The 23,948-nt window shown below is 60.9% G+C and carries 22 protein-coding genes; 18 read left to right on the forward strand and 4 right to left on the reverse strand.

Features of this window, described 5'->3' with window-relative positions:
• Positions 1-13 precede the first annotated feature (13 nt).
• A complete protein-coding gene (locus AWR36_RS01010; RefSeq protein ID WP_067079827.1) occupies positions 14-2,737 on the reverse strand; it encodes a [protein-PII] uridylyltransferase in 2,724 nt (907 codons plus the stop codon).
• A 215-nt stretch (positions 2,738-2,952) separates the two neighbouring features.
• The gene (gene map, locus AWR36_RS01015) at positions 2,953-3,723 is read right to left on the reverse strand and encodes a type I methionyl aminopeptidase (RefSeq protein ID WP_067079829.1); all 771 of its coding nucleotides are present in this window, start codon (positions 3,721-3,723) and stop codon (positions 2,953-2,955) included.
• A gap of 328 nt (positions 3,724-4,051) precedes the next feature.
• On the opposite strand from map, the gene rpsB reads away from it, so the two are divergent.
• The 15 genes from rpsB (at position 4,052) to rnhB (ending at position 19,196) form a co-directional block, all read left to right on the forward strand.
• The gene (rpsB, locus tag AWR36_RS01020) at positions 4,052-4,801 is read left to right on the forward strand and encodes a 30S ribosomal protein S2 (protein WP_067079834.1); all 750 of its coding nucleotides are present in this window, start codon (positions 4,052-4,054) and stop codon (positions 4,799-4,801) included.
• Between the two features lie 121 nt (positions 4,802-4,922).
• The gene (tsf, locus tag AWR36_RS01025) at positions 4,923-5,786 is read left to right on the forward strand and encodes a translation elongation factor Ts (RefSeq protein ID WP_067079835.1); all 864 of its coding nucleotides are present in this window, start codon (positions 4,923-4,925) and stop codon (positions 5,784-5,786) included.
• Positions 5,787-5,978: 192 nt separating this feature from the next.
• The gene (gene pyrH / locus AWR36_RS01030; RefSeq protein ID WP_067079836.1) at positions 5,979-6,716 is read left to right on the forward strand and encodes a UMP kinase; all 738 of its coding nucleotides are present in this window, start codon (positions 5,979-5,981) and stop codon (positions 6,714-6,716) included.
• Positions 6,713-7,270: a ribosome recycling factor gene (gene frr / locus AWR36_RS01035; protein ID WP_067079837.1), complete on the forward strand. Its 558-nt coding sequence runs from the start codon at positions 6,713-6,715 to the stop codon at positions 7,268-7,270. The genes pyrH and frr overlap by 4 nt, the downstream gene beginning before the upstream one ends.
• On the forward strand, positions 7,270-8,025 hold the full coding sequence (gene uppS / locus AWR36_RS01040; protein WP_067079838.1) for a polyprenyl diphosphate synthase: 756 nt from the start codon (positions 7,270-7,272) through the stop codon (positions 8,023-8,025). The genes frr and uppS overlap by 1 nt, the downstream gene beginning before the upstream one ends.
• 32 nt (positions 8,026-8,057) lie before the next feature.
• Complete coding sequence (locus AWR36_RS01045) at positions 8,058-8,903, forward strand: phosphatidate cytidylyltransferase (protein ID WP_067081731.1); 846 nt, start codon at positions 8,058-8,060, stop codon at positions 8,901-8,903.
• Positions 8,904-8,933: 30 nt separating this feature from the next.
• Positions 8,934-10,151 carry a 1-deoxy-D-xylulose-5-phosphate reductoisomerase gene (gene ispC, locus AWR36_RS01050; protein ID WP_231745206.1) on the forward strand — a complete coding sequence of 406 codons (1,218 nt, stop codon included), beginning with the start codon at positions 8,934-8,936 and terminating at the stop codon, positions 10,149-10,151.
• 85 nt (positions 10,152-10,236) lie between these two features.
• Positions 10,237-11,592, forward strand: coding sequence for an RIP metalloprotease RseP (rseP, locus tag AWR36_RS01055; RefSeq protein ID WP_067079840.1), 1,356 nt, complete (start codon positions 10,237-10,239; stop codon positions 11,590-11,592).
• Positions 11,593-11,660: 68 nt separating this feature from the next.
• Positions 11,661-14,231 (forward strand): outer membrane protein assembly factor BamA, encoded by a 2,571-nt coding sequence (bamA, locus tag AWR36_RS01060; RefSeq protein WP_067079842.1) that lies wholly within the window; start codon positions 11,661-11,663, stop codon positions 14,229-14,231.
• Positions 14,232-14,308: 77 nt separating this feature from the next.
• Positions 14,309-14,824 (forward strand): OmpH family outer membrane protein, encoded by a 516-nt coding sequence (locus AWR36_RS01065; protein ID WP_067079843.1) that lies wholly within the window; start codon positions 14,309-14,311, stop codon positions 14,822-14,824.
• Between the two features lie 18 nt (positions 14,825-14,842).
• Positions 14,843-15,904, forward strand: coding sequence for a UDP-3-O-(3-hydroxymyristoyl)glucosamine N-acyltransferase (gene lpxD / locus AWR36_RS01070; RefSeq protein WP_067079845.1), 1,062 nt, complete (start codon positions 14,843-14,845; stop codon positions 15,902-15,904).
• Positions 15,905-16,032: 128 nt separating this feature from the next.
• Positions 16,033-16,470 (forward strand): 3-hydroxyacyl-ACP dehydratase FabZ, encoded by a 438-nt coding sequence (gene fabZ / locus AWR36_RS01075; protein ID WP_067079849.1) that lies wholly within the window; start codon positions 16,033-16,035, stop codon positions 16,468-16,470.
• 140 nt (positions 16,471-16,610) lie between these two features.
• Positions 16,611-17,390 carry an acyl-ACP--UDP-N-acetylglucosamine O-acyltransferase gene (gene lpxA / locus AWR36_RS01080; RefSeq protein ID WP_067079854.1) on the forward strand — a complete coding sequence of 260 codons (780 nt, stop codon included), beginning with the start codon at positions 16,611-16,613 and terminating at the stop codon, positions 17,388-17,390.
• A 37-nt stretch (positions 17,391-17,427) separates the two neighbouring features.
• Positions 17,428-18,585 carry a lipid-A-disaccharide synthase gene (lpxB, locus tag AWR36_RS01085; protein ID WP_067079855.1) on the forward strand — a complete coding sequence of 386 codons (1,158 nt, stop codon included), beginning with the start codon at positions 17,428-17,430 and terminating at the stop codon, positions 18,583-18,585.
• A complete protein-coding gene (rnhB, locus tag AWR36_RS01090) occupies positions 18,582-19,196 on the forward strand; it encodes a ribonuclease HII (RefSeq protein WP_067079857.1) in 615 nt (204 codons plus the stop codon). Before lpxB ends, rnhB begins: the two co-directional genes overlap by 4 nt.
• Before the next feature lie 52 nt (positions 19,197-19,248).
• Here rnhB and AWR36_RS01095 read toward each other — a convergent pair whose 3' ends face one another.
• Both AWR36_RS01095 and AWR36_RS01100 read right to left on the reverse strand, forming a co-directional pair.
• Positions 19,249-20,520 carry an HlyC/CorC family transporter gene (locus tag AWR36_RS01095; RefSeq protein WP_067079859.1) on the reverse strand — a complete coding sequence of 424 codons (1,272 nt, stop codon included), beginning with the start codon at positions 20,518-20,520 and terminating at the stop codon, positions 19,249-19,251.
• A 79-nt stretch (positions 20,521-20,599) separates the two neighbouring features.
• Positions 20,600-21,400, reverse strand: a complete 801-nt coding sequence (locus AWR36_RS01100; RefSeq protein ID WP_067079861.1) for a cytochrome C assembly family protein — start codon at positions 21,398-21,400, stop codon at positions 20,600-20,602.
• A gap of 176 nt (positions 21,401-21,576) precedes the next feature.
• Here AWR36_RS01100 and ffh point away from each other — a divergent pair, with 176 nt between their 5' ends.
• The 3 genes from ffh to rimM all read left to right on the forward strand — a co-directional run bounded on the left by ffh (position 21,577) and on the right by rimM (position 23,946).
• On the forward strand, positions 21,577-22,989 hold the full coding sequence (ffh, locus tag AWR36_RS01105; protein ID WP_067079863.1) for a signal recognition particle protein: 1,413 nt from the start codon (positions 21,577-21,579) through the stop codon (positions 22,987-22,989).
• A 149-nt stretch (positions 22,990-23,138) separates the two neighbouring features.
• On the forward strand, positions 23,139-23,378 hold the full coding sequence (gene rpsP, locus AWR36_RS01110; protein WP_067079865.1) for a 30S ribosomal protein S16: 240 nt from the start codon (positions 23,139-23,141) through the stop codon (positions 23,376-23,378).
• Positions 23,379-23,406: 28 nt separating this feature from the next.
• Complete coding sequence (rimM, locus tag AWR36_RS01115; RefSeq protein WP_067081737.1) at positions 23,407-23,946, forward strand: ribosome maturation factor RimM; 540 nt, start codon at positions 23,407-23,409, stop codon at positions 23,944-23,946.
• The last annotated feature ends 2 nt before the right edge of the window (positions 23,947-23,948 follow it).

The raw sequence follows: 23,948 nt of genomic DNA on the forward strand, positions 1-23,948 counted from the left end.
CTTCAAAAATCACTCAATGCGCCTGGTCTCTGACCTGGTGGGCATCCAGTTCGCGACAGATCGCCGCTTCCAGCTCGCGGTTTTCCGCTTCCTTCAGCAATGGCTTGCCGTCGGCATCGGTGATATGAAAAACGTCTTCCACCCGTTCGCCCAGGGTGGAGATCTTCGCATTGTGGAGCCGCAGGTCGTGGGCGATAAAAATTCGTGCAATGCGCGCCAGCAGGCCGGGGCGGTCGGCGCTGATGATTTCCAGGGTGCTGTACTGGTCGCCGGGTTCGGTGGTCAGGGTGGCGCGGCTGGCGAGTTCGAACATCTTCAGGCGGCGGGGCGTGCGCCGCTGTATGACCTTGGAGTAATCCTCAACCAGCGACAGCTCCTCCTGCAGAGTGTCGCGGATCTGTTCCAGGCGACCGGGCTCATCCAGCAATGGCTGGCCGGATTCGTCCAGGACATAAAAGGTGTCCAGGGTGTAGCCGGAGGCGGAGCTATAGAGACGCGCGTCGTGAATGTTGAGGTTGAGCATGTCGAGGCCGGTCACCACCGCGGCAAAGACGTTGGCGCGGTCAGGGGTATAGACGAACACTTCCGTGGCGCCGTCGTGCTCACCGGGGCCCGAATTGCGGGTCAGTACCAGGGTGTCGTTGGGATCGCCTTTCTGGTTGGCACACTGCAGCTGGTGGATGGCGGCGGTGTGCCAGGTAATGTTGTCGGCGCTCTCGCGGACGAAGTAGTCCTCACCCATCTGCGCCCAGATCTCGTTGACGGCCTCGTCGGCGAGCCCCATGTCGAGCAGGCGGCTGAGGGCCTGGCTCTGGGTCTCCTCGATGATCTCTTCCCGGTCGATGGGGTTTTCCAGTCCCCGGCGCAGCGCGCGATGGGTGCTTTCGTAGAGCTGGCGCATCAGGCTCGCGCGCCAGCTGTTCCACAGTTCGGGGTTGGTGGCATTGATGTCTGCGACGGTCAGTGCGTAGAGGTAATCCAGGTGTTCGCGGTCGCCCACTTCGCGGGCGAAGTCGTGGACGACCTCCGGATCGGAGATATCCTGCTTCTGGGAGACAAAGCTCATCAGCAGGTGTTTCTCCACCAGCCAGCAGACCAGGCGGCGGTCCCTGGAGGGCAGCTGATGACGACGGCAGAAGGCGTCTGCGTCGATCACGCCGAGCTTGGAGTGGTCGCCGCCGCGACCCTTGGCGATATCGTGGTAGAGCCCGGCGATATACAGGATTTCCGGCTTGCGCATGCGCGCCATGATTTCCGCGGCGATGGGAAACTTCTGCCAGGCCTCGGGGCTGCGGAAGCTGCGCATGTTGCGCACCACCTGCAGGGTGTGCGCGTCCACTGTGTATATGTGGAACAGGTCGTGCTGCATCTGGCCGGTGACCCGGCCGAACTCGGGCAGGTAGCGGCCGAGAATACCGTAGCGGGTCATGCGGGTGAGCTGGGTAGACAATCCGCGGGGTGAGCGCAGCAGTTGCATGAACAGTTCGGCGTTGGCTGGCGCGTCCCGGAACTGGTCGTCGATCAGGTGGCGCTGTTCACGGATCAGGCGGATGGTGGAGGCGCGGACACCTTCGATGTTGGGGTTCTCCGCCATCAGAACGAAGATTTCCAGCAGCGCTGAGGGCTGCTCGACAAATACGTTGGTCTGGGTCACCTCGATGGTGTCATCCCGCAGCTGGAAACGTTCATTGATCGGCGTGACCGACTGCCGTTCGCCCCGTTGCAGAATGGCCTCGTCGAGGAATTGCAGCAGTACGTCGTTCAGCTCCCGCAGGGCCATGACGATGCGGTAATAGCTGTGCATGAACTGCTCCACGGCCAGCTGGGTGCCCGTGTCCTCGTATCCGAACTGCTTGGCCAGCTCCCGCTGGTAATCGAACAGCAGTCTCTCTTCGGCGCGGCCGGCCAGCAGGTGCAGGCCGTAGCGGACGCGCCAGAGGAAGTCCTCGCCGGACTGGAGGATGGCAAATTCCTCTTCGGTGAAGAATCCCTTGCCCTGGAGCTGTTTCAGGGTGCGCACGCGGAAGTAGCGCTTGGCCACCCAGCCGATGGTCTGGATGTCGCGCAGGCCGCCGGGGGCGTTCTTGATATTGGGTTCGAGGTTGTACTCTGTGTCGCGCTGGCGGCTGTGGCGCTCGCGCTGTTCGGCGGACTTTGCGGTGAAAAACGCCTCCGCCGGCCACAGGTGTTCCGGCGCCATGCGTTCCGTCAGGTGCGCACGGAGGCGCTCGTCACCGACCACTGTGCGGCACTCCATCAGGTTGGTGGCGACGGTGATGTCCTCGGCTGCCAGTTCGAGGCAGTGGTCGACCGAGCGCACCGAGTGGCCGATATCCAGGCCCAGGTCCCACAGGAACGCCACCAGACGCTCGATGTTTTCGATGGTATGTGGGGCGGAGCTGTCGTCGGTGAGGATCAGCAGGTCGATGTCGGAGTGGGGGTGCAGTTCGCCGCGGCCATAGCCGCCTACAGCCAGCAGGACGATACCTTCGGGCCAGTCATACTGGTGCCATGCGTAATGCAGCAGGCAGTCGACAAACAGCGCCCGCTCGTGCACCAGTGTGCGCACATCCTCGCCCTCGCGGAAGCGCTGCGCCATCTGGTGATCTGCAGCGCCAACAGCGTCCTTGAAGATTTCCAGCGGCGGCTTGGCACCTTCGGCCAGCGCGCGTCGGAAGCGGGCCTGGTCGAAGAAGAAGAGGGGGCGTTCGAAGTAAGGAATACTGGCCGGCTGCATTGTTTTCCTGTTGCTGTGTCCCGCACTGGCGGGTTACATGGTGGGCCGTGGCGGCGCCGCCAGCGGCAGGCTTTGCGGGACACGCTGTGAATACATCCCTGTACGCTCTTCTGCGGCCGTCCATGGCCGCAGACGGTCCCGCAAAGACCCGCCGCAGTCAGCGCCTTCGCATCTGGTACTTCCGGTGAAGGCGCGCGGATTGCCCTATCGGGGCATTAAAAGCTCTCTTCGCTGCGAGCGGTGAGGACTTCAACACCATCTTTGGTCACGGCCATGGTGTGCTCCCACTGCGCGGACAGGCGGCGGTCCTTGGTGATGGCGGTCCAGCCGTCGCCGAGAACACGGGTGCCGGCCTTGCCGGCGTTGATCATGGGCTCGATGGTGAAGGTCATGCCCTCTTCCAGGGCCTGGCCAGTGCCCGGCTTGCCGTAATGCAGTACCTGTGGGTCTTCGTGGAAGACGTCGCCGATGCCGTGGCCGCAGAAATCGCGCACTACTGAGTAGTAGTTCTTCTCGGCATGCTGCTGGATCACGTGGCCGATGTCGCCCAGAGTCGTGCCGGGGCGCACGATCTCGATGGCCTTGTACAGGCACTCCTGGGTAATGCGCACCAGTCGCTCCGCGTGCGGGGCGGGTTTGCCAACGAAGTACATCTTGCTGGTGTCGCCATACCACCCGTCCTTGATGACGGTGACGTCGATATTGATGATGTCCCCTTTCTTGAGCACCTTGCTCTCGGCGGGGATACCGTGGCACACCACTTCGTTGACGGATGTGCAGATGGATTTGGGGAAGCCGCGGTAACCCAGGCAGGCGGGGATGCCCTTCTGGACGTTGACTATATGGTCGTGGCAGCGGCGGTCCAGCTCCTCGGTGGTGACTCCGGGGACCACATACTCGCCGATCATTTCCAGCACTTCTGCGGCCAGGCGGCCCGCGGTGCGCATCTTGGCGATCTGTTCCGGTGTCTTGATGCTTGAGGTCATAGGGATCCCTGAATTGTTGCACGGCGGCGGGCGGGGCCCGCAGGGCGCGCTATTGTAACGGATTCGGCGTCGGCGGGCATTAAATGCCGGTCCCGGTCGCGCGGAACGCTTTCCGTGCGGCCCGGTATATGGTATAAAGCGCGCCGCTTCGGGCCGGTCTGGTCCGCAGCGAATGCCAAAACGTCACACACACACCGGCACATGCGCCTGGGTGTCTCTTCCCGCGTTATCGCAGGCTGGGATTGGTGCATGGGGTGTGTGGAGGATATAACCCGGGAAGCAGCCGCCAAAACAATACGGTCAGCTTCCACGATATTGAGGTTTAGTTATGCCGCAAGTCAGCATGCGCGATATGCTGCAGGCTGGTGTCCACTTTGGTCACCAGACCCGCTACTGGAACCCGAAAATGGATCAGTACATTTTCGGTGCTCGCAACAAGATTCACATCGTCAACCTGGAGCACACTGTTCCGGCTTTCAACGAAGCCCTGCAGGTGATCAAGGGAATGGCGGCACAGAAGAAGAAGATTCTGTTCGTTGGTACCAAGCGCGCCGCTTCCAAGTCCATCAAGGAGCAGGCTGAGCGCTCTGGCCAGCCCTACGTCAGCAACCGTTGGCTGGGTGGCATGCTCACCAACTACAAGACCATCCGCGCTTCGATCAAGCGCTATCGTGACCTGGAAGCCCAGTCCCAGGACGGCACCTTCGATAAGCTGACCAAGAAAGAAGCCCTGATGCGCACTCGCACCATGGACAAGCTTGAGCGCTCCATCGGTGGTATCAAAGACATGGGCGGCCTGCCGGATGCGATGTTCGTCATCGACGTCGAGCACGAGCGCATTGCGATCCAGGAAGCCAACAAGCTGGGTATCCCGGTAATCGGCGTTGTGGACACCAACAGCGATCCCGACGGTATCGATTACGTAATTCCCGGCAACGACGACGCCATCCGCGCTATCAAGCTGTACACCACTGCCGTGGCTGACGCTGTGATCGCCGGTACCGCAGAAGCGGGCGGCGCTGCTGCAAAGGATGAGTACGTCGAAGCGAACGACGACGAAGCCGCTGCGGACTCTTAATCGAGAGAATCGCAGGGCACAGCGGTGTAACAATGAATCGTTACACTGCGAACTCGAAAAGGGGCCCGAGCATCGGCCCCTTTTTTCTAATTTTCAGTGACAGAACCCCGAGGATTGAATCATGGCGATTACCGCGTCTATGGTAAAAGAACTGCGCGAGCGCACTGGCCTGCCGATGATGGAGTGCAAAAAAGCACTGACCGAGGCGGATGGCGATATCGAAAAAGCGATCGAAGATCTGCGCAAGGCCTCCGGCCTGAAGGCTGCCAAGAAAGCTGGCCGTACCGCTGCCGATGGCGTAGTTGCTGCAAAAGTGGCCGACGATGCCAGCTACGGCGTGCTGGTTGAAGTGAACTCTGAAACCGACTTCGTTGCCCGTGATGACAACTTCAAGGCATTCGTAGAGAAGGTTGTCGAGAAGGCTTTCGCCGAGCGTCAGGAAGACGTTGCAGCCCTGATGGAAGGTGAGCTGGAAAATGCTCGCGAGGCGCTGGTTCAGAAGATCGGTGAGAACATCGGTGTGCGTCGCATCCAGGTTGTTGAGGCGCCGGTCGTTGGCTCTTACGTGCACTCCAACAGTCGTATCGCTTCCCTGGTTGCCCTGAGTGGCGGCGAGGCAGAGGTTGCCCGCGATGTCGCTATGCACATTGCGGCGGTCAACCCGCAGGTGAACAAGCCGGAAGATATGCCTGCTGACGTGCTGGAAAAAGAGAAGGAAATCATCAAGGCTCAGCCGGACATGGAAGGCAAGCCTGCCGAGATCGTCGAGAAGATGATGGGCGGCCGTATCAAGAAGTTCCTGAAGGAAAACAGCCTGGTCGAGCAGCCGTTCGTTAAAAACCCGGACGTTACTGTTGGCAAGCTGGTCAAGGATGGCGGCGCTGATGTCGTTTCTTTCGTGCGCTTTGAAGTGGGCGAGGGTATCGAGAAGGAAGACGTGGACTTCGCTGCCGAGGTGGCTGCGCAGGTCAAGTCCTCTTCCTGATTGGACCGCAAGAAGCCACTGTCCCCATTTTCGGGGGCAGTCGGCACTCAGCCGCCGGGTGGGCGGCTGACCGGACGGGGTGCTTCCGGTAGGGCTCATTCAGGGCTCTGTCGGGGCACCCCTCTGTGTAAATGACCGAAATTGTTGTAATGTTCGGCGGCAGTGCCTGACTGCGCCACAGAGGAACCGAGGATGCCCGGAGTAAAAGACCGCAAGTACAAGCGAATCCTGTTGAAGCTCAGTGGAGAGGAGCTGATGGGGGATCAGGGCTTTGGGATCAGTCCCAAAGTGCTGGACAAGATGGCCCTGGAAATTGGCCAGCTGGTGGGTATCGGTGTACAGGTTGGTCTGGTGGTTGGCGGCGGCAACCTGTTCCGCGGCGCCGCGCTGCATGCAGCCGGGCTGGACCGGGTGACCGGCGACCACATGGGTATGCTGGCAACTGTGATGAACGCCCTGGCGCTGCGCGATGCGCTTGAACGCTCCAATATTTCTTCCCGGGTGATGTCGTCGATCCAGATGAGCGGAATCGTCGACCACTACGACCGCCGTGCCGCAATCCGCTACCTGGAGCGTGGCGAAGTGTTGATCTTTGCCGCGGGCACCGGTAATCCCTTCTTTACAACCGACTCTGCCGCCTGTCTGCGCGGCATTGAGATTGAGGCCGAGCTGGTGCTGAAGGCCACCAAGGTGGACGGCGTATATTCTGCCGACCCGGTGCTCGAACCAACGGCGACCCGCTATGACCGCCTCACCTTCGATGAGGTGCTGGACAAGAAGCTCGGGGTAATGGATTTAACCGCAATCTGCCTGTGCCGGGATAACAACCTGCCCGTGCGGGTGTTCCGTATGAACAAGGCCGGCGCGCTGCTCAATATCGTAGTGGGCGGCGAAGAGGGCACGCTAATCGAAGAGGAAGTGAAACAGTGATCGAAGATATCAAAAAAGACGCTAAGACTCGCATGAGCAAGGCGCTTGACGCCCTGGGTAGCAACTTCAACAAAATTCGCACAGGCCGCGCACACCCCAGCATTCTCGATGGTGTTCGCGTGTCTTACTACGGTTCCGACACGCCGTTGTCCCAGGTTGCCAATATCAACGTCGAAGATGCGCGCACGCTCTCCGTTACGCCCTGGGAAAAGAATCTTGTGCCGGAAATCGAGAAGGCCATCATGAAGTCGGACCTGGGCCTGAACCCCAGCACTGCCGGCGCTGTGATCCGCATCCCGATGCCGATGCTCACGGAAGAAACCCGCAAGAACTTTATCCGTGAAGCCAAGGGTGAAGCGGAGACCGCACGGGTCTCCATTCGCAACATCCGCCGTGACGCCCTCGCTGAGGTCAAGGCACTGGAGAAGGAAAAGGAGATTTCTGAAGACGAGGAGCGTCGTGCTTCTGAGGAAATCCAGAAAATCACCGACAAGTTTGTGGCCGATGTAGACCAGGCGCTGGCGGCCAAAGAAAAAGACCTGATGGAAATTTGATGTCTTCCAGAGGTACCGGGGATAGGGCAGCGGCGGGGCCGAGCCATATTGCGATCATCATGGATGGCAATGGCCGCTGGGCTGCGCGCCGCGGTCTGTCCCCCTCCGCCGGCCACAAGGCCGGTGTCGAGCGCATCCGCGACCTGTTGACCGCTTGTCGGGAGCGGGGCGTGGAGGTGCTTACGCTGTTCGCGTTTTCCAGCGAGAACTGGCAGCGCCCACCCAAAGAGGTGGAGCTGCTGATGAGCCTCTTCCACTCCTACCTGGGGCGCGAAGCGCGCCGGATGAAAGAGGAGGGCGTGCGCCTGCGGGTCATCGGGCGGCGCGATCGGTTCTCCCCGCGCCTGCAAAAAGCCATTGCCGAAGCCGAGTCGGCGACGGCCGGCGGTGAGCGCGGCACACTGGTGATTGCCGCTGATTACGGTGGCCGCTGGGATATCGCCGAGGCCGCCCGCCAGATGGCGGAAGAGGTGGCAGCGGGAAGCCGTTCCCCGGACTCCATCACCGAAGAGTCGCTCGGCGGCTACATGGCGCTGGCGGACTTGCCCCCGGTGGATCTGTTGATCCGCTCCAGTGGGGAGCAGCGCATCAGCAACTTTATTTTATGGCAGTCGGCCTACAGTGAATTCTATTTCACGGATACACTGTGGCCTGACTTCGGTACGGCTGAGCTGGACGAGGCCATCCAGGCCTACCAGCGCCGGGATCGCCGCTATGGCGGTCGCAGTGACGGCGGGTTGGCAGCACAGGCCTGACGCCGGGAGAATCAGAAGAAAAGGGTTTGACGGTGCTAAAACAAAGAATAATTACCGCGCTGGTGTTGGTGGCTCTGTTTCTCGGAGCGTTGTTTTTCCTTCCCATCCAGTGGTTCACGGTGGCGACCGTGGTGGTTATCCTCCTTGGTGGGTGGGAGTGGGCCAACCTCTCTAACCTGAACCGGGCGCTGCGGTTCGTCTTCCTCGCTGCGCTGGGTGCCGCTCTCATTGGTGTGGCCCAATATGTATTTGCCATGGACTTTGCGAACCCGGACACGTCCCGGGCCCAGGAAGTCCTGGCGGTGGCCTGTGGCTGGTGGGCACTGGCGTTTCTCTGGGTGCAGAGTTACCCGGCCAGCGCCATGCTCTGGGGTAACCGCTGGGTACGCGGGCTGATCGGCCTGGTGGTGCTGGTGCCGGCCTGGCTTTCAATGGTCATCCTGCGCGGTCAGGATCATGGCGCCTGGTTGGTGCTGTTCGTGGTGGCCGTGGTGGTTGCGGCAGACGTGGGCGCCTACTTTGTCGGTCGCCGGTACGGCAAGCACAAACTGGCCCGTGAGGTCAGCCCGGGTAAGTCCTGGGAGGGTTTCTTTGGTGGCCTGGGAGCCTGCCTGATTCTGGCGATTGGTGTTTCCTTTGCCCTGTCACTGCCGCTCAAGAACAGCCTGCTGTTTTCCTTTGGCATCCTTGTCACCGCCGTGGCCTCAGTGATTGGTGATCTGGTGGAGAGCATGTTGAAGCGCCACCGGGGCATCAAAGACAGCAGCCATATGCTGCCGGGGCACGGTGGTATCCTCGATCGGCTGGACAGCCTTTCTGCGGCGCTGCCGGTGTTCACCATGGCCGCGCTCGCCAGCGAACTGCCGAAATACCTGTAACGACTTCCGCAACCCGTAGCAAGGGTCCGGATGACAGAGGCCCGAGAGGTACTGAACGAGCCTATGCCAGCTTCGCAGCAACAATCCGTCACTGTCCTCGGGTCCACCGGGTCCATCGGCGTCAGCACTCTGGATGTGCTGGCGCGCTATCCCCAGCGCTACTCCGTCTTTGCCCTGACTGCCCGCGAGCGTATTGCCGAGCTCGCCCAGCAATGCCGGCGCCTGAAGCCGCGCTATGCCGTGGTGCCAGAGGCCCGCGCGGCGGAGCTCCGGGATATGCTCTCGATTGATGGGCTCACCACGGAAGTACTCACGGGTGTTGAGGGGCTCTGCAGCGTCGCTTCGGCCACGGAGGTCGATGCGGTAATGGCGGCGATTGTGGGTGCCGCCGGGCTGCAGCCGACACTCGCCGCGGTCAAGGCCGGTAAAAAGGTCCTGCTTGCCAACAAAGAGTCTCTGGTGATGGCGGGCCCTCTGTTTATGGAGGCGCTGGCCGACAGCGATGCTGAGCTCCTCCCTATCGACAGCGAGCACAACGCAATCTTCCAGTGTTTGCCACACCCCTGTGGCGACCTGGAGGCGGCGGGTGTAGAGCGGATTCTCCTCACCGGCTCCGGCGGCCCGTTTCGCGAGCATGCACCGGACGCCCTTCACCAGGTGTCCCCGGAGGAGGCTTGTGCCCACCCGAACTGGTCGATGGGGCGCAAAATCTCCGTGGATTCCGCCACCATGATGAACAAGGGGCTCGAATTCATCGAGGCCTGCTACATGTTCAACGCGCGCCCCGAGCAGATCGAGGTGGTGGTGCACCCGCAGAGCATTGTGCACTCCATGGTGCAGTACCGGGACGGCTCCCTGCTGGCGCAGATGGGTAACCCGGATATGCGTACGCCAATCGCCCACGCCCTGGCCTTTCCGGAGCGTATCGACAGTGGCGTTGCAGCGCTGGACCTGATCAAGCAGGGCCGGCTGGATTTCGAGGCGCCCGACCCCGGGCGTTTCCCCTGTCTGCGCCTGGCCCGGGAGGCCATTGATGCGGGTGGCAGTGCTCCAACAGTGCTGAATGCCGCCAATGAGGTGGCTGTCGAGGCCTTCCTCGAGGGGCGGCTCTCCTTTACCGGCATCCCCCGATTGATCGAGCGCGTCATGAAAAACTCCCCGATCGTTGAACTGACCGGTCTGGAAGCAGTCGAAACTGCGGATCGGGAAGCCCGCGCGCTGGCGCGCGACTTTCTCGGGTCGGCCTGAGCACGCGAGGGTCCGCGAGTGCGTTATGATGTGCGCCCCGGCTGGCAGTGGTCGCCGACTCCAAGAGTGAATTAGTAGTCAAACTATGGACTTTATTCAGACAGTAATCTGGGCCCTAGTGGCTCTCGGCGTACTGGTTGCCTTCCACGAGGCGGGCCACTTCCTGGTGGCGCGCCTGTGCGGTGTGAAAGTGTTGCGCTTTTCCATCGGTTTCGGCCGCCGCCTGCTGTCCCGCTACGATCGCCACGGCACCGAGTTCACGGTATCCGCCATTCCGCTTGGCGGCTACGTGAAGATGCTGGATGAGCGCGAGGGGCCAGTGCCGGCCGAGGAGCTGGATCAGGCTTTCAACCGGAAGAGCGTGTGGGCCCGTATCGCCATTGCGGCCGCCGGGCCGCTTGCCAATTTCCTGCTCGCGATCCTGCTTTTCTGGGGTGTGTTTATGGGCGGCACAGCCGGCCCCGTCCCGATCGTGGAAGAGGTTGAGCCCGGCAGCATAGCCGCGCGCGCCGGCCTCGAGGCCGAGCAAGAGATCATCGCCGTCGACGGCGAGCCGACCCCCACCTGGCAGGCGCTGAACTGGCGTCTCGCCAATCGTCTCGGCGATACCGGAACCATCGACTTTACCGTGCGTTACCCCGACTCGGAGCTGGAGTATCACTCCTCTGTGGATATCGAACGCTGGTTGGCGGGCCGCGAAATCCCCGACCCGCTGGCCGAGATTGGCCTGACCCTGTGGACTCCTTCCGTCACCCTTACCCTGTCCCGCGTCACCGAGGGCAGTGCTGCAGAGCGGGCAGGCTTGCGTGCCGGCGATGCCGTGCTGGCCACCGACGGCCAGTCCTTTGATACCTGGGAGGACTGGACCGAGTATGTGCGCACAAGGGCCGGGCAGTCGATGCAGGTGGAGGTCGAGCGCGATGGTGAGCGCCTGTTACTGGCGGTTACCCCGGAAGCCGTGACTCTGGAGAGCGGTGAGGAAATAGGCCGCATCGGCGTGTTGCCGGTGGTGGAAACCTGGCCGGAAGAGCGGGTGCGCACTTACCATTACAGCTTTGCCGGCGCCGCCCTGAAAGGCCTGCAGGAGACCTGGGACAAGACCAAATTTACTCTCAGCAGCCTGAAGAAGTTGATCTTCGGAGATCTCTCGACCAAGAACTTGAGTGGCCCAATCACCATTGCTAAAGTGGCCGGCACCTCGGCGGAAGCCGGTTGGCAGTCGTTCCTGTCGCTGCTGGCACTGCTCAGTATCAGCCTCGGGGTGCTCAACCTGTTGCCTATCCCCGTACTCGATGGGGGACATCTCCTTTACTACGGTATTGAGGCGATCAAGGGCTCGCCCGTCTCGGAGCGGGTGCAGATGATCGGGCTGCAGGTGGGGATGATTCTGGTGCTCGGCATCATGGGCCTCGCCCTGTACAACGATATCCTGCGTCTATAGCGGCGTCCCGTGCCGGAGCGATCCGGTCACCCAACTGGAATTGCGAATAAGAAACTCGGATTTAGTCAATGAAAGATTTCCTCAAAGCGGCCTCGCTGGGCCTGGCCCTTCCCATCAGTGCCGTTGCCCAGTCGTTTGTGGTCAACGACATCCGCGTGGAGGGCCTGCAGCGGGTTTCCGCCGGCACTGTATTCGCAGCCTTGCCGGTACGCGTGGGTGATCAGATCGAGAGCCTCGAAATTCAGAGCGCGACCCGTGCCCTTTTCCGCACCGGCTACTTTCAGGATATCCAGATTGGCCGCGAAAACGGTGTACTGGTTATCACTGTGCGCGAACGCCCGGCGATTTCTAAGATCGAGATCACCGGTAACAAGGCCATCAAGACCGAAGACCTGCTGCAGGGCATGCAGGAAAACGGCCTGGCTGAGGGGCAGATTTTCAAGCGCGCCACCCTGGAAGGCCTCGCCCAGGAGCTGCAGCGCCAATACGTGGCCCAAGGCCGCTACGGCGCCAGCGTCACCACTGAAGTCAACGAGCTGCCCCGCAACCAGGTGGAGCTGAAAGTGGTGGTGGACGAGGGTTCCGTCGCCGCGATCAAGCACATCAACATCGTCGGCAACCGCGCATTTTCCGATGATGAACTGGCGGAAATCTTCGAACTGCAGACCACCGGCTGGCTCTCCTGGCTGCGCAGTGACGACAAATATTCCCGCGAGAAACTGACCGGCGACCTGGAGCGGCTGGAATCCTATTACCTCGACCGGGGTTACCTGGAGTTCCGGATTGACTCTACCCAGGTATCCCTGAGCCCCGACAAGCGCAGCGTTTTCATCACAGTCAATGTCACTGAGGGTGATGTGTACACCGTGAGCGAGGTTGACCTGGCTGGCGACCCGGTAGTGCCGGAAGAGGAAATCGAGCGTCTTTTGCTGGTGCGGGAAGGGCAGACCTTCTCCCAGGTATTGATGACGACCACCTCCGATTACATTACCAAGCGCCTGGGCAATGAGGGTTACACCTTTGCCGAGGTGAACGGCATGCCGGAGCCCAATGAGGAAGACAAGACGGTAAAAGTTACCTTCTTTATCGACCCGGGCAAGCGCGCTTACGTCCGTCGTATCAACTTCCGCGGCAACACCCGCACCTCGGATGAGGTGTTGCGCCGCGAGATGCGCCAGATGGAAGCAGCTTCCGCTTCCTCGGCCCGCATCGAGCAGTCCAAGGTACGCCTGGAGCGACTGGGTTACTTCAAGGAAGTGCAGGTGGAAACCTCTGAAGTGCCCGGCACTTCCGACCAGATCGACGTGGAATATACCGTTGAGGAACAGCCCTCCGGTACCATCGGCGGCACCGTGGGCTATGCCCAGGGCAGTGGTCTGGTGCTGGGCGCCAACGTGCAGGAAAACAACTGGCTGGGTACCGGCAAATCCGTCGGTGTGGCAGTCAACACTTCCCGCTACCAGACTGTGGCCAACTTCTCCTACACCGACCCCTATTTCACCCCGGACGGTGTCAGCCGCGGTTTCAATGTTTTTTACCAGGAGCGGGATTATTCCGAGATCAACCTGGCCAGCTATAACACCACCACGTATGGTGCCGGCCTGAGCTTTGGTTACCCGATCTCCGAGATCTCCCGGGTGGGCCTCAACTTCGGTTTCTCACACCTGGAGCTTGGCAACAGCAACAACTCGGTGAAGGAAATCAGTGAAACGCCGCGGCCGATCGAAGGGGTCGATAGTGTTGTCGTCGCTTCGGATCTCACCACTATCAATGAGGAGCTCGCTGCTGCCATTGAGGCCGGTGAAGCCCTGGACCTGAGTGAGCCTCTGGACCCGGAGCTGCTGAACACCGACCTGAACGGTTTCGTCGATGTTTATGGCGATACCTTTGATTCCTTCTCCATCACGACCTCTTATGCCCGCTCTACGCTGAACCGCGGTATCCTCGCGACCCGCGGTGCGTCACAGCGTGCATCTCTCGAGGTCGCGGTGCCCGGTGGTGACCTGGAGTATTCCAAGTTCATCTACACGGCGCAGTACTTCCGCCCGTTGACCAAGAACCTGACCCTGCGCCTGCGCACGCGTCTCGGTTATGCCGATGGCTTTGGCGATACCCCGGAGCTGCCATTCTTCGAGAACTTCTACGGTGGTGGTTTCGGCTCTGTGCGCGGTTTCGAGCGCAATACCCTGGGTCCGCGTTCGACGCCGCCTACGCCCTATAACACTACAGCATGTGCCGTGACCGCGGACGGTTTCGTCTCTCAGCAGTGTTATGTGCTAAACGAAGAGACGGGTGCGCTTGAAACTTTTGATAACCCCCGTGAGCCACAGCCTTTCGGCGGCAATATCCTTGTCGAGGGCAGCGCGGAAGTGATTTTCCCGCTTCCTTTCGTCAAAGATCAGCGCTCCATGCAGTCGACCTTCTTTGTCGATGCGGGTAATGTCTTTGACAGCAGTTGTGGCGAGACGCAGCTCAACTGTTTCGATGTCGACCTCGATTATCTGAATGTATCCGCAGGCATCGGCCTGACCTGGATCACCGGCTTTGGTCCGCTGCAGTTCTCTGTGGCAAAAGCGTTGCAGAAGAACGACGAGGACGAAGTGGAAGTATTCCAGTTTACGCTGGGTAACAGCTTCTAAAATGCAGATGCGCCTCGGGCGCATCGTTCACGAACGTGCAAAACAAACGATAAATAGAGCAAAACGGAGAATTCGACGTGCTTAAAACTTTAAAGATCACCGCAGTACTGCTCGCCGGCATCCTGGCCTCTGCTTCCGCACTGGCCCAGACCAAGGTGGCAGTCTTTAACCTGCAGGCGGCCATCATGAGCACCGAAGCTGCCAAGTCGAAGGTCAATGCCCTCAAGACCAGCTCCGAGTACTCCAAACTGCAGAGCAGCGCCGAGTCTATCCGCGCCGAGGTGCAGAAGCTGGCCGAGGACGCGCAGAAAAATGGCGTAACCTGGTCCGAGGAGCAGAAGGCCGAGCACCAGCGCAAAATGAACTTCAAGCGCTCTGACTTCGAAACCGCGGTGAAGAAACTGCGCGCGATGGAGGCTCAGGTCGGACAGGACATCCAGAAGACCATGGGTCCGAAGGCCAAGACGGCACTCGAGACTGTCATCAAGGAGCAGCAGCTGGATCTGGTTCTGGACGCCAACTCCGCCTACTTTGCCGGCCCCAAGGTCGACCTGACCGCGCTGGTCGTCGAGCGCATGAACGCCGACAATTAAGCGTCAATATACCCCTTCATGAACGACAATCTGACGCTCGCCCAGTTGGCTGAACAGCTGGGCGCTGATCTCAGGATGGCTCCGGGTACTTCCCCGGAGCTGGTCCTCACCGGTCTGAACACCCTGCAGGACGCAGGTCCCACCGAGCTGAGTTTTCTCGCCAGTGCCAACTACCGCCGCTTTCTTGTCGACACCCGCGCCGCTGCGGTGCTGGTGACCGAGGAGATGGCTGAAGCCTGTCCGGTCTCGGCGCTGGTGGTGCCTAACCCCTATCACGCCTTTGCACTGGCGACAGCCGTGTACGACCGCACGCCCACAGTGCCGGTCGGTGTCCATCCTGCGGCCACAGTGCATCCGGATGCCGTCGTGGATCCCAAGGCCAGTATCGCCGCTGGTGCGGTGATCGAGGCGCACGCGCGGATCGACGCGGGAGCCGTTGTCGGCCCCAACTCCGTAGTGGGTGAGGGCAGTCTCATCGGCGCGGGAACACGCCTGCACGCCAATGTGACTGTCTACCATGGTTGCGCTATCGGCAGTGACTGCATCCTCCACAGTCATGCGGTCATTGGCGCGGACGGCTTCGGCTTCGCGCCCCGGGGTGGCCAGTGGACCAAGATCCATCAGCTCGGCGGGGTGGAGATTGGTGATGAGGTTGAGGTGGGTGCCTGCACCTGCATCGACCGCGGAGCACTGGGTAACACGGTCATCGGGCGTGGTGTGAAGATCGACAACCAGGTGCAAATCGCGCACAATGTCCAAATTGGTGACTACTCAGCCATTGCTGCCTGCTCGGCGGTGGCGGGCAGCGCCACGATCGGCAAGCACTGCACTATTGCTGGGGGCGCCGGGGTGGTTGGCCACGTGACGGTGGCCGACAAAACCCATGTAACCGCCATGACGCTGGTAACCAAGTCCATCGACACGGCCGGGTCCTACTCCAGTGGTACGCCCTTCTCTGACAGTCGCAGCTGGCGCCGCAGTGCGGTGCGCTTTGCGCAACTGGACGACATGGCACGGCGCTTGCGGGATCTCGAGAAGCAGTTGGCCAATGCGACCACCGGTTCTGGTGAGAGCGACTGACCCGGCCAGCGGCAAAGTTACTATCTTTACGAGTTATCTTTTCGGGGCGAGAGTCCTGTCTCCTGTTTAAGTCATTTAATCGAGAGACAGTATCTTTCGCCCCGAAAGTGTTTCTGGGGACTTTTCAAATGATGGACGTTCGTGAGATTCGTCAATACCTGCCGCACCGCTATCCTTTCCTGCTGGTAGACCGCGTGGTTGAACTGGAAGAGGGTAAGTACATCAAGGGCTACAAGAATATCTCCGTCAATGAGGAGGTATTCAACGGGCACTTTCCCGAGGTGCCGATTTTCCCTGGCGTGATGATCGTCGAGGCGTTGGCGCAGGTTTCCGGAATCCTCGGTTTCAAGACATTGGGGCGCAAGCCAGAAGATGGCTATCTTTATCTTTTCGGTGGCATTGATGATGTGCGCTTCAAGCGCCAGGTGGTCCCGGGAGACCAGCTGACCCTGGAATCAGAAGTGGTTTCCGAGCGTCGCGGGATCTGGAAGTTTGCCTGCAAGGCGACAGTGGACGGTGAGCTGGCGACCACCGCCAATGTGCTCTGTGCGGTAAAGCAGGTCTGACCCCAGCTCCCGGCGGTCCTGAATGAGAGGGGCAAGAGGGGCGCTACGGGACCCCCAGATCCGTGACCGATCGGGTTCCTTTATTTTCAAACTGGGTTTAAAGTAGCCGCATTTTTCAGTTTCGAGGAACGGGACGCAGTATGCAGACAGAAATTCACCCCACGGCGATTGTCGACGAATCGGCAGTGATTGGTTCCGGGGTGCGTATTGGTCCCTACAGCATCATCGGTCCGAAGGTGGTGATCGGCGATGGCTGTGAAATCGCCTCCCACGTGGTGCTCACTGGCCCCACCACCCTGGGTCGCAATAACCGGATTTATCAGTTTTCCTCGGTCGGCCAGGACACACCTGACAAGAAGTACCAGGGCGAAGACACCACCCTGGTGGTGGGCGACAACAATGTCATCCGTGAAGGGGTCACCATTCACCGCGGTACCGTGCAGGACCGTGGCGAGACCACTATCGGCGATGACAACCTGATCATGGCTTATGCCCACGTGGGCCACGACAGTGTCATCTGCAACAATACGATTCTGGTCAACAATGTCGCCCTGGCGGGCCATGTAGAGGTGCGCGACTGGGCCATTCTCAGTGGTTTCAGCCTCGTCCACCAGCACTGCACCATCGGTGAACATGCATTTACCGGTATGGGCGCTGCGATCGGCAAAGATGTTCCCGCTTATGTCATGGTTGCGGGGAATCCCGCTGAAGCGAAAACCATCAACGCCGAGGGGTTGCGCCGTCGCGGATTTTCCCGCGAGGATATCGCGCTGATCAACAAGGCCTACAAGATTGTCTACCGCCGGGGGCTGACCCTGCAGGAGGCGCTGGAGGCGCTGGTAGAACTGCGGGAGCAGTCGCCGGTAGTGCAACCCTGGATCGATTCGCTCAAGTCCTCGAGCCGCGGCATCACTCGCTGACGGTCGCAACTACTCCTGTCCGGATTCAAGCCCCTCTATGAGTGCAAACAAGACCAGCCTGCGAATCGGCATTGTGGCCGGAGAGGCCTCTGGCGATATTCTCGGTGCCGGCCTGGTAGCCGCGCTGCAGGAGCGTTTCGATGAAGTGAAGGTCGAGGGAATTGCCGGTCCGCGCATGCAGGCTCTGGGGGCCGAATCCCTCTGCCCGATGGAGCGCCTGTCGGTGATGGGGCTGGTGGAGCCGCTGAAGCGGCTGCCGGAATTGCTTGGCATTCGTAAACGCCTGCGGCAGCAGTTTCTCGACAACCCCCCGGATGTATTTATTGGCATCGACTCTCCCGACTTCAATCTGGGGCTGGAGGAATCCCTCAAAGCCGCCGGCATTCCCACTGTGCATTATGTCAGCCCATCCGTCTGGGCCTGGCGGCGGGGGCGGATCAAGAAAATCGCCCGGGCAGTGGACCATATGCTGACGCTGCTGCCTTTCGAGGCGGACTTCTATAACGAGCACGGCGTGCCGGTGACTTTCGTGGGTCACCCGCTGGCGGATGACCTGCCTCTCTCTCCGGATGTCGCTGCTGCCCGCGATGCACTGGGTTTTGCTGGCAGCGACCAAATCGTGGCCCTGTTGCCGGGCAGCCGCGGGGGTGAGGTGCGCTACCTGGGGCCTCTGTTCCTGCAGGCGGCGCGCTGGTGCCACCAGCGTCAGCCGGACCTGAAGTTTGTGCTGCCCGCGGCCAACGAGGCGCGCCTGAGGGAGCTTCAAGACCTGCTTCAGGGGTTCCCGGAGCTGCCACTGACACTACTGGACGGGCGCTCCCACGAGGCTCTCGCTGCCAGTGACGCCGTTCTGATAGCCTCCGGGACGGCGACGCTGGAAACCCTGCTGTTGAAAAAGCCCATGGTGGTCTCCTATAAAATGGGCGCCATGTCCTATGCCATTTTCTCCCGCATGTTGCAGACCCCGTGGGTGTCATTGCCCAACTTGTTGGCGCGCCGGGAGTTGGTGCCGGAGATTCTCCAGGACGATGCAACTCCCGAGAACCTCGGTGCCGAGTTGCTGAAGTTCTTCCAGGATCCGCTGCTGTGCGATCAACTGCAGCGGGAATTTGACGATATTCACCAGCAACTGCGCCGCAACGCCTCCGCACGGGCAGCGGAGGCAGTCTGCACTCTGATTCAGGCGAAGCAATGAGCAAAACCGAATTGCCCCCCTATGTCTGTACCTACCAGGGCGATCTGCTCGCGGGTGTGGATGAGGTGGGTCGGGGGCCTTTGGCCGGCGATGTGGTGGCGGCGGCGGTCATTCTCGACCCGGCCCGTCCCATCGAGGGACTGGCTGATTCCAAGAAGCTGAGCGAGAAGAAGCGCGAGCGCCTGTTTGATGAGATTCGCGAGCGGGCCCTGTCTTTTGCCATTGCCCGCGCCACCGTGGATGAGATCGATCGCCTCAATATCCTCCACGCGAGCCTGCTGGCCATGCGCCGCGCCGTGGAGCAGCTCTCTATACAGCCGGAATTCGTGCTGGTGGATGGCAACCGCAAGCCGGAGTGGTCTTATGTCTGCGATACGGTCGTCAAGGGGGATGGTCGGGTAGCCGCCATTGGCGCTGCGTCAATTCTGGCCAAGGTCACCCGGGATCGGGAGATGGTGGCGCTGGATAGCGTCTACCCCGGGTACGGGCTGGCGGGGCACAAAGGTTATCCGACCAAAGTGCACATGGAAGCACTGGAGCGGCTCGGCCCCACACCCATACACCGCCAGAGCTTTGCTCCGGTCAAACAGCTGGCGATGGATCTGGTCTAGGCGTCGGCCTGGCGCAGTCTCTCAGTGCCGCTGGTGGCGGCGCCTGACTGGGCTATTTGCCTGCCCGGCGCACCCGGGCCCGGGTGATCATCTTGTCCGAGACTTCCACGATTTCCACCAGGTAGTCCAGGATGTAAAAACTGATATTGCCGTCGGGAATACTCTCCAGATGCTCCATGGCCAGGCCATTGAACGTCTTGGGGCCGTCGGTCGGAAGCTCCCACTGCAGGGTACGGTTGATATCCCGGATGGAGGTGCCCCCCTCGATCAGGTACCAGCCGTCGCCGAGTGCGATGATCTCCTCGTCTTCACTGGGCACCGGGCTGGCAGTAAAGTCGCCTACGATCTCTTCCAGCAGGTCCTCCAGGGTGACGATGCCCATCACCTCCCCGTACTCGTCCACCACCAGCCCCATGCGGCGCTTCTGCTTCTGGAAGTTCATCAATAGCGTGGGTAGCGGGGTGGCCTCAGGGACAAAGTAGGGCTCGTCGGTATAGGCCTTCAGTTGCTCGGAGCTGAAGGCTTCCGGTCCATCCCTGAGGATCTGTGCGGCCCGGCGCAGGTGCAGGATGCCCACCACGCGGTTGATGTCCCCCTGGAACACCGGCAGCCGGGTGTAACTGCTCTCTGCCAGCTGCTGCAGTATCTCGTCACCGCTACTTTCCAGGTCAACGCCCACCACCTCGTTGCGGGGGATCATGATGTCTTCCACGGTGGCCTGGTCCAGGTCGAGCACATTCAGCAGCATGCCCTTGTGCTTGCTGGGAAGCAGGGCTCCGGATTCGAACACCACTGTGCGCAGTTCCTCGGGGGCCAGGTGCTCCGCATCGGAGCCGGCGGTGGCCTCGACGCCCACGAGGCGGGCGAGACCGTTGGAGATGCTGCCAACCAGCCAGACCACCGGAGCCAGAAGCCACAGCAGGGGTTTCAGGATGACCGAGGCGGGAAAGGCGATTTTTTCCGGGTGCAGGGCGGCAATGGTTTTGGGCGTGACCTCGGCAAAAATCAGAATCACCAGGGTCAGGATGATACCGGCGTAAGCCAGGCCGGCATCGCCGTACAGGCGGGTGGCGATAGCGCCGGCAATCATGGATGCGAGCACGTTGACCAGGTTGTTGCCGATCAGGATCACACCGATCAGTTTGTCCGGGCGCGACAGCAGTTCCATTGCCCGCTTGGCACCGCGGTGTCCGCTCTTGGCCTGGTGGCGCAGGCGGTAACGGTTCAGCGACATCATGCTGGTTTCGGAGCTGGAGAAGAAGGCGGAAATGGCAATGAGCAGGGCCAGCAGGCCAAACACCAGACCGGGCGGTATCTCGTTCAAGTTGGAACTCTATTTATTGGCGAACGGGGATAGTGAAACAGAATTCCGGCAGCCGCAAGTCCAGGGCTGCCGGGCCTGTCTAGCTGCGCTGGAGGATGACTTCGAGCACTACTTTGCTGCCGAAGTAGGCCAGCATCAACGCAGCAAACGCAGCGAGCGTCCAGCGCACGGCGGTGTTGCCGCGCCAGCCCCACTTCCAGTGCCCCCACAGCAGAATGCTGTACAGCAGCCAGGCCAGTATGGAGAGCGCGGTTTTGTGTACGAGGTGCTGCGCGAACAGGTCATCCAGGAACAGGAAGCCGGTGATCAGGGAAGCGGTCAGCAGCAATTGCCCGAAGCCGATGAGGCCAAACAGCAGGGACTCCATGGTCTGTAACGGGGGCAGGAAGCGGCTGATGGCGCCCGGGCGGTGATTGTGCAGCTGTTGATTCTGGTAAAACAGATAGATGGCCTGCAGGGTGGCCAGCGTCAGCAGTGAGTAAGCGGCAATGGATAGCAGCGCGTGTACTGCCACGCCGGTAGAGAGCTGTTCCCGGACTACCGCCTCGCCCCAGTCGTGCAGTGCCGCGAACTCGGCCAGCGCACCCAGGGGGGCTAGGATCAGGATGAGCAGGTGCAGGGGGCGCTTGATCGCCAGCAGGAGAATCAACAGGTTCACGGTCCAGGCCACCAGCGAGAACATAGCCGTGAGGTCAAAACGGTAGCCGGCCGGTGAGATCAGGGTGTTCAGGAGTGATGCGCCGTGCGTCAGCAGGGCGCCGGCGAGCAAGCCGAGCAGCAGGGCGTTGTTCGGCTGTCGACGGTTGGACAGGGCCAGCGCGGCCACGACTGTGGTCGCCAGGTAAAGAATGATTGCCGTCCAGTGGGCCAGAGCCGCCATCGATAAGTCCGTCTCTCGTTTGCGATAGGGCGGCAGTGTGTCACAGGCCGCGGTGGCAGGAAAGCCCGCCCCGCGGGAGTTTCTGCTGCAGCCGCTCCTGAGCTATACTGCCGCGCCTCAGAGACCGCTCCGACGGCACCACAGGCTGCCGTCACCAGAAATACCGAGACGTATCTATGTTTGACAATCTCAGTGACCGCCTCTCGTCGGCGCTCAAGAAAGTCACCGGCAAGGCCCGCCTCACGGATGACAACATCCGCGATACCCTGCGGGAAGTGCGCAAAGCACTGCTGGAGGCCGATGTGGCGCTGCCAGTGGTCAAGGCCTTCGTTCAGCAGGTGCGAACCGCTGCGGTGGGCCAGAAGGTCAGTAAGGCACTGAACCCGGGCCAGCAGTTCGTCAAGATCGTCCAGGACGAGCTGGTCAAGGTCATGGGGGAGGCGGCGACGCCGCTGAACCTGGCCGTACAGCCGCCGGCCGTGATCCTGATGGCCGGCCTCCAGGGTGCAGGTAAGACAACCAGTGTGGCCAAGCTGGCCAAGTACCTGCAGACCCGCGAGAAAAAGAAAGTGATGGTGGTGAGTGCGGACGTCTACCGCCCCGCAGCCATCAAGCAGCTGGAGACGCTGGCGGGAGAGGTGGACGCACTGTTCCATCCCTCGACACCGGAACAGAAGCCGCTGGACATCGCCAAGAGTGCCATGGATGCGGCGCGGAAGCAGTTTGCCGACGTCCTCATCGTCGATACTGCCGGTCGCCTGCATATCGATGATCAGCTGATGGACGAGATCCGCGACCTGCACGGTGCCCTCGATCCAGCCGAGACGCTGTTTGTGATCGACGCCATGATCGGTCAGGACGCGGTGAACACCGCCAAGGCCTTCGATGAGGCCCTGCCGCTGACCGGTGTAATTCTCACCAAGGCCGACGGCGATGCCCGCGGTGGTGCCGCACTGTCCGTGCGCCATGTGACTGGCAAGCCGATCAAGTTTATTGGTGTCGGCGAGAAGACCGATGCCCTGGAAACCTTCCACCCGGACCGGATTGCTTCGCGCATTCTCGGTATGGGCGACCTGCTGTCGCTGATCGAGGAGGCGGAGCAGAAGATCGACAAGACCAAGGCTGAAAAGCTGGTCAAAAAGGTGCAGAAGGGCAAGGGCTTCGATCTCGAGGACCTGCGCGACCAGCTGCAGCAGATGCAGAACATGGGCGGCTTCGGTTCGCTGCTGGAGAAGATGCCGGGTATGGGCAATATGGCCCAGATGGCGCAGCAGGCCGACATGGGCAAGGAATTCAAGCGCATGGACGCCATCATCAGCTCCATGACCCCGGCTGAGCGCCGCAACCCGGATATCCTCAACGGTTCCCGCAAACGCCGTATTACCGCCGGTTCCGGTACCCAGATCCAGGACCTGAACCGCCTGCTCAAGCAGCACAAGCAGATGGGCAAGATGATGAAAAAGCTCAAAGGCGGTGGAATGAGCAAGCTGATGCGCGGCATGGGCGGTATGCCCGGTATGGGTGGCGGCGACATGGGTGGCATGGGCGGAGTGCCCGGTGGCCTGCCCCCGGGTTTCCGCAAGAAATGAGCCGTTGAAAAACCGGCCAATTACCCGCTATACAAAGTACGGGCGGTACATTAGAATACGCCGCCTTTCAGCCGGGTGAGCTACCGGCAGAGTTGTTGTAGGGGGTCGCCAATTGCGACCACCCAGTGTTGAAACTACAGGAAAGCTACATGGTAACCATTCGTTTGGCTCGTGGCGGTGCAAAGAAGCGCCCGTTTTATCACCTGACTGTCACCGACAGCCGCAAATCCCGCGACGGTCGTTTCATCGAGCGCGTTGGCTTCTTCAACCCGGTTGCCCGCGGTCAGGAAGAGCGTCTGCGCATCGATCGTGAGCGTGTCGACTACTGGGTGAGCCAGGGCGCGCAGGTTTCCGATCGCGTCAGCAAGCTGCTGAAAGAATCCGCCTAAGTTATTGACCCTGCAAGCGAGTGCCCCCGTGGCTGATTCCATTTCCGAATCTGGAGAGCTGGTCACTGTCGGGCGCATTACGGCTGTGTACGGGGTCCGTGGTTGGGTAAAGGTCCACTCCTTTACCGACCCTATGGACAATATCCTGCAGTTCCAGCAGTGGTGGCTGCAGGGTGAGAAAGGCTGGGAGCCCCTGACCATCGATGGCGGTAAGCGCCATGGAAAAGGGCTCATCGTTCATATCAAGGATGTGGACGACCGCGACGTCGCGGCCCGCTTCTGTCAGCGAGATGTCGCCATCTCCAGGGGGGAAATGCCCACCTTGCAGGAAGGCGAGTACTACTGGCACCAGCTGGAAGGTCTGCGCGTGGTCAGCCAGTTTGGTGGCGCCGAGTATGACTTTGGCAGTGTGGTGCGGTTGATGGAGACCGGTGCCAATGATGTGCTGGTGGTACGCGGCGGTGCAGACGGGCGCGAGCGCCTGATCCCCTACATTCCCGGGGAATACGTCACCGATATTGACCTGGAAGCCGGTGTGCTCACCGTCGACTGGGATCCGGAATTTTGAGC

The sequence above is a fragment of the Microbulbifer flavimaris genome (assembly GCF_001641755.2).
Taxonomy (GTDB): domain Bacteria; phylum Pseudomonadota; class Gammaproteobacteria; order Pseudomonadales; family Cellvibrionaceae; genus Microbulbifer; species Microbulbifer flavimaris.

Excerpts from the sequence above, each read along its gene's own strand:
- AWR36_RS01010 (WP_067079827.1), bottom strand. The coding sequence starts at position 2,737 with ATGCAGCCGGCCAGTATTCCTTACTTCGAACGCCCCCTCTTCTTCTTC.
- map (WP_067079829.1), bottom strand. The coding sequence starts at position 3,723 with ATGACCTCAAGCATCAAGACACCGGAACAGATCGCCAAGATGCGCACC.
- rpsB (WP_067079834.1), top strand. The coding sequence starts at position 4,052 with ATGCCGCAAGTCAGCATGCGCGATATGCTGCAGGCTGGTGTCCACTTT.
- tsf (WP_067079835.1), top strand. The coding sequence starts at position 4,923 with ATGGCGATTACCGCGTCTATGGTAAAAGAACTGCGCGAGCGCACTGGC.
- pyrH (WP_067079836.1), top strand. The coding sequence starts at position 5,979 with ATGCCCGGAGTAAAAGACCGCAAGTACAAGCGAATCCTGTTGAAGCTC.
- uppS (WP_067079838.1), top strand. The coding sequence starts at position 7,270 with ATGTCTTCCAGAGGTACCGGGGATAGGGCAGCGGCGGGGCCGAGCCAT.
- ispC (WP_231745206.1), top strand. The coding sequence starts at position 8,934 with ATGACAGAGGCCCGAGAGGTACTGAACGAGCCTATGCCAGCTTCGCAG.
- rseP (WP_067079840.1), top strand. The coding sequence starts at position 10,237 with ATGGACTTTATTCAGACAGTAATCTGGGCCCTAGTGGCTCTCGGCGTA.
- bamA (WP_067079842.1), top strand. The coding sequence starts at position 11,661 with ATGAAAGATTTCCTCAAAGCGGCCTCGCTGGGCCTGGCCCTTCCCATC.
- lpxD (WP_067079845.1), top strand. The coding sequence starts at position 14,843 with ATGAACGACAATCTGACGCTCGCCCAGTTGGCTGAACAGCTGGGCGCT.
- fabZ (WP_067079849.1), top strand. The coding sequence starts at position 16,033 with ATGATGGACGTTCGTGAGATTCGTCAATACCTGCCGCACCGCTATCCT.
- lpxA (WP_067079854.1), top strand. The coding sequence starts at position 16,611 with ATGCAGACAGAAATTCACCCCACGGCGATTGTCGACGAATCGGCAGTG.
- lpxB (WP_067079855.1), top strand. The coding sequence starts at position 17,428 with ATGAGTGCAAACAAGACCAGCCTGCGAATCGGCATTGTGGCCGGAGAG.
- rnhB (WP_067079857.1), top strand. The coding sequence starts at position 18,582 with ATGAGCAAAACCGAATTGCCCCCCTATGTCTGTACCTACCAGGGCGAT.
- AWR36_RS01100 (WP_067079861.1), bottom strand. The coding sequence starts at position 21,400 with ATGGCGGCTCTGGCCCACTGGACGGCAATCATTCTTTACCTGGCGACC.
- ffh (WP_067079863.1), top strand. The coding sequence starts at position 21,577 with ATGTTTGACAATCTCAGTGACCGCCTCTCGTCGGCGCTCAAGAAAGTC.
- rpsP (WP_067079865.1), top strand. The coding sequence starts at position 23,139 with ATGGTAACCATTCGTTTGGCTCGTGGCGGTGCAAAGAAGCGCCCGTTT.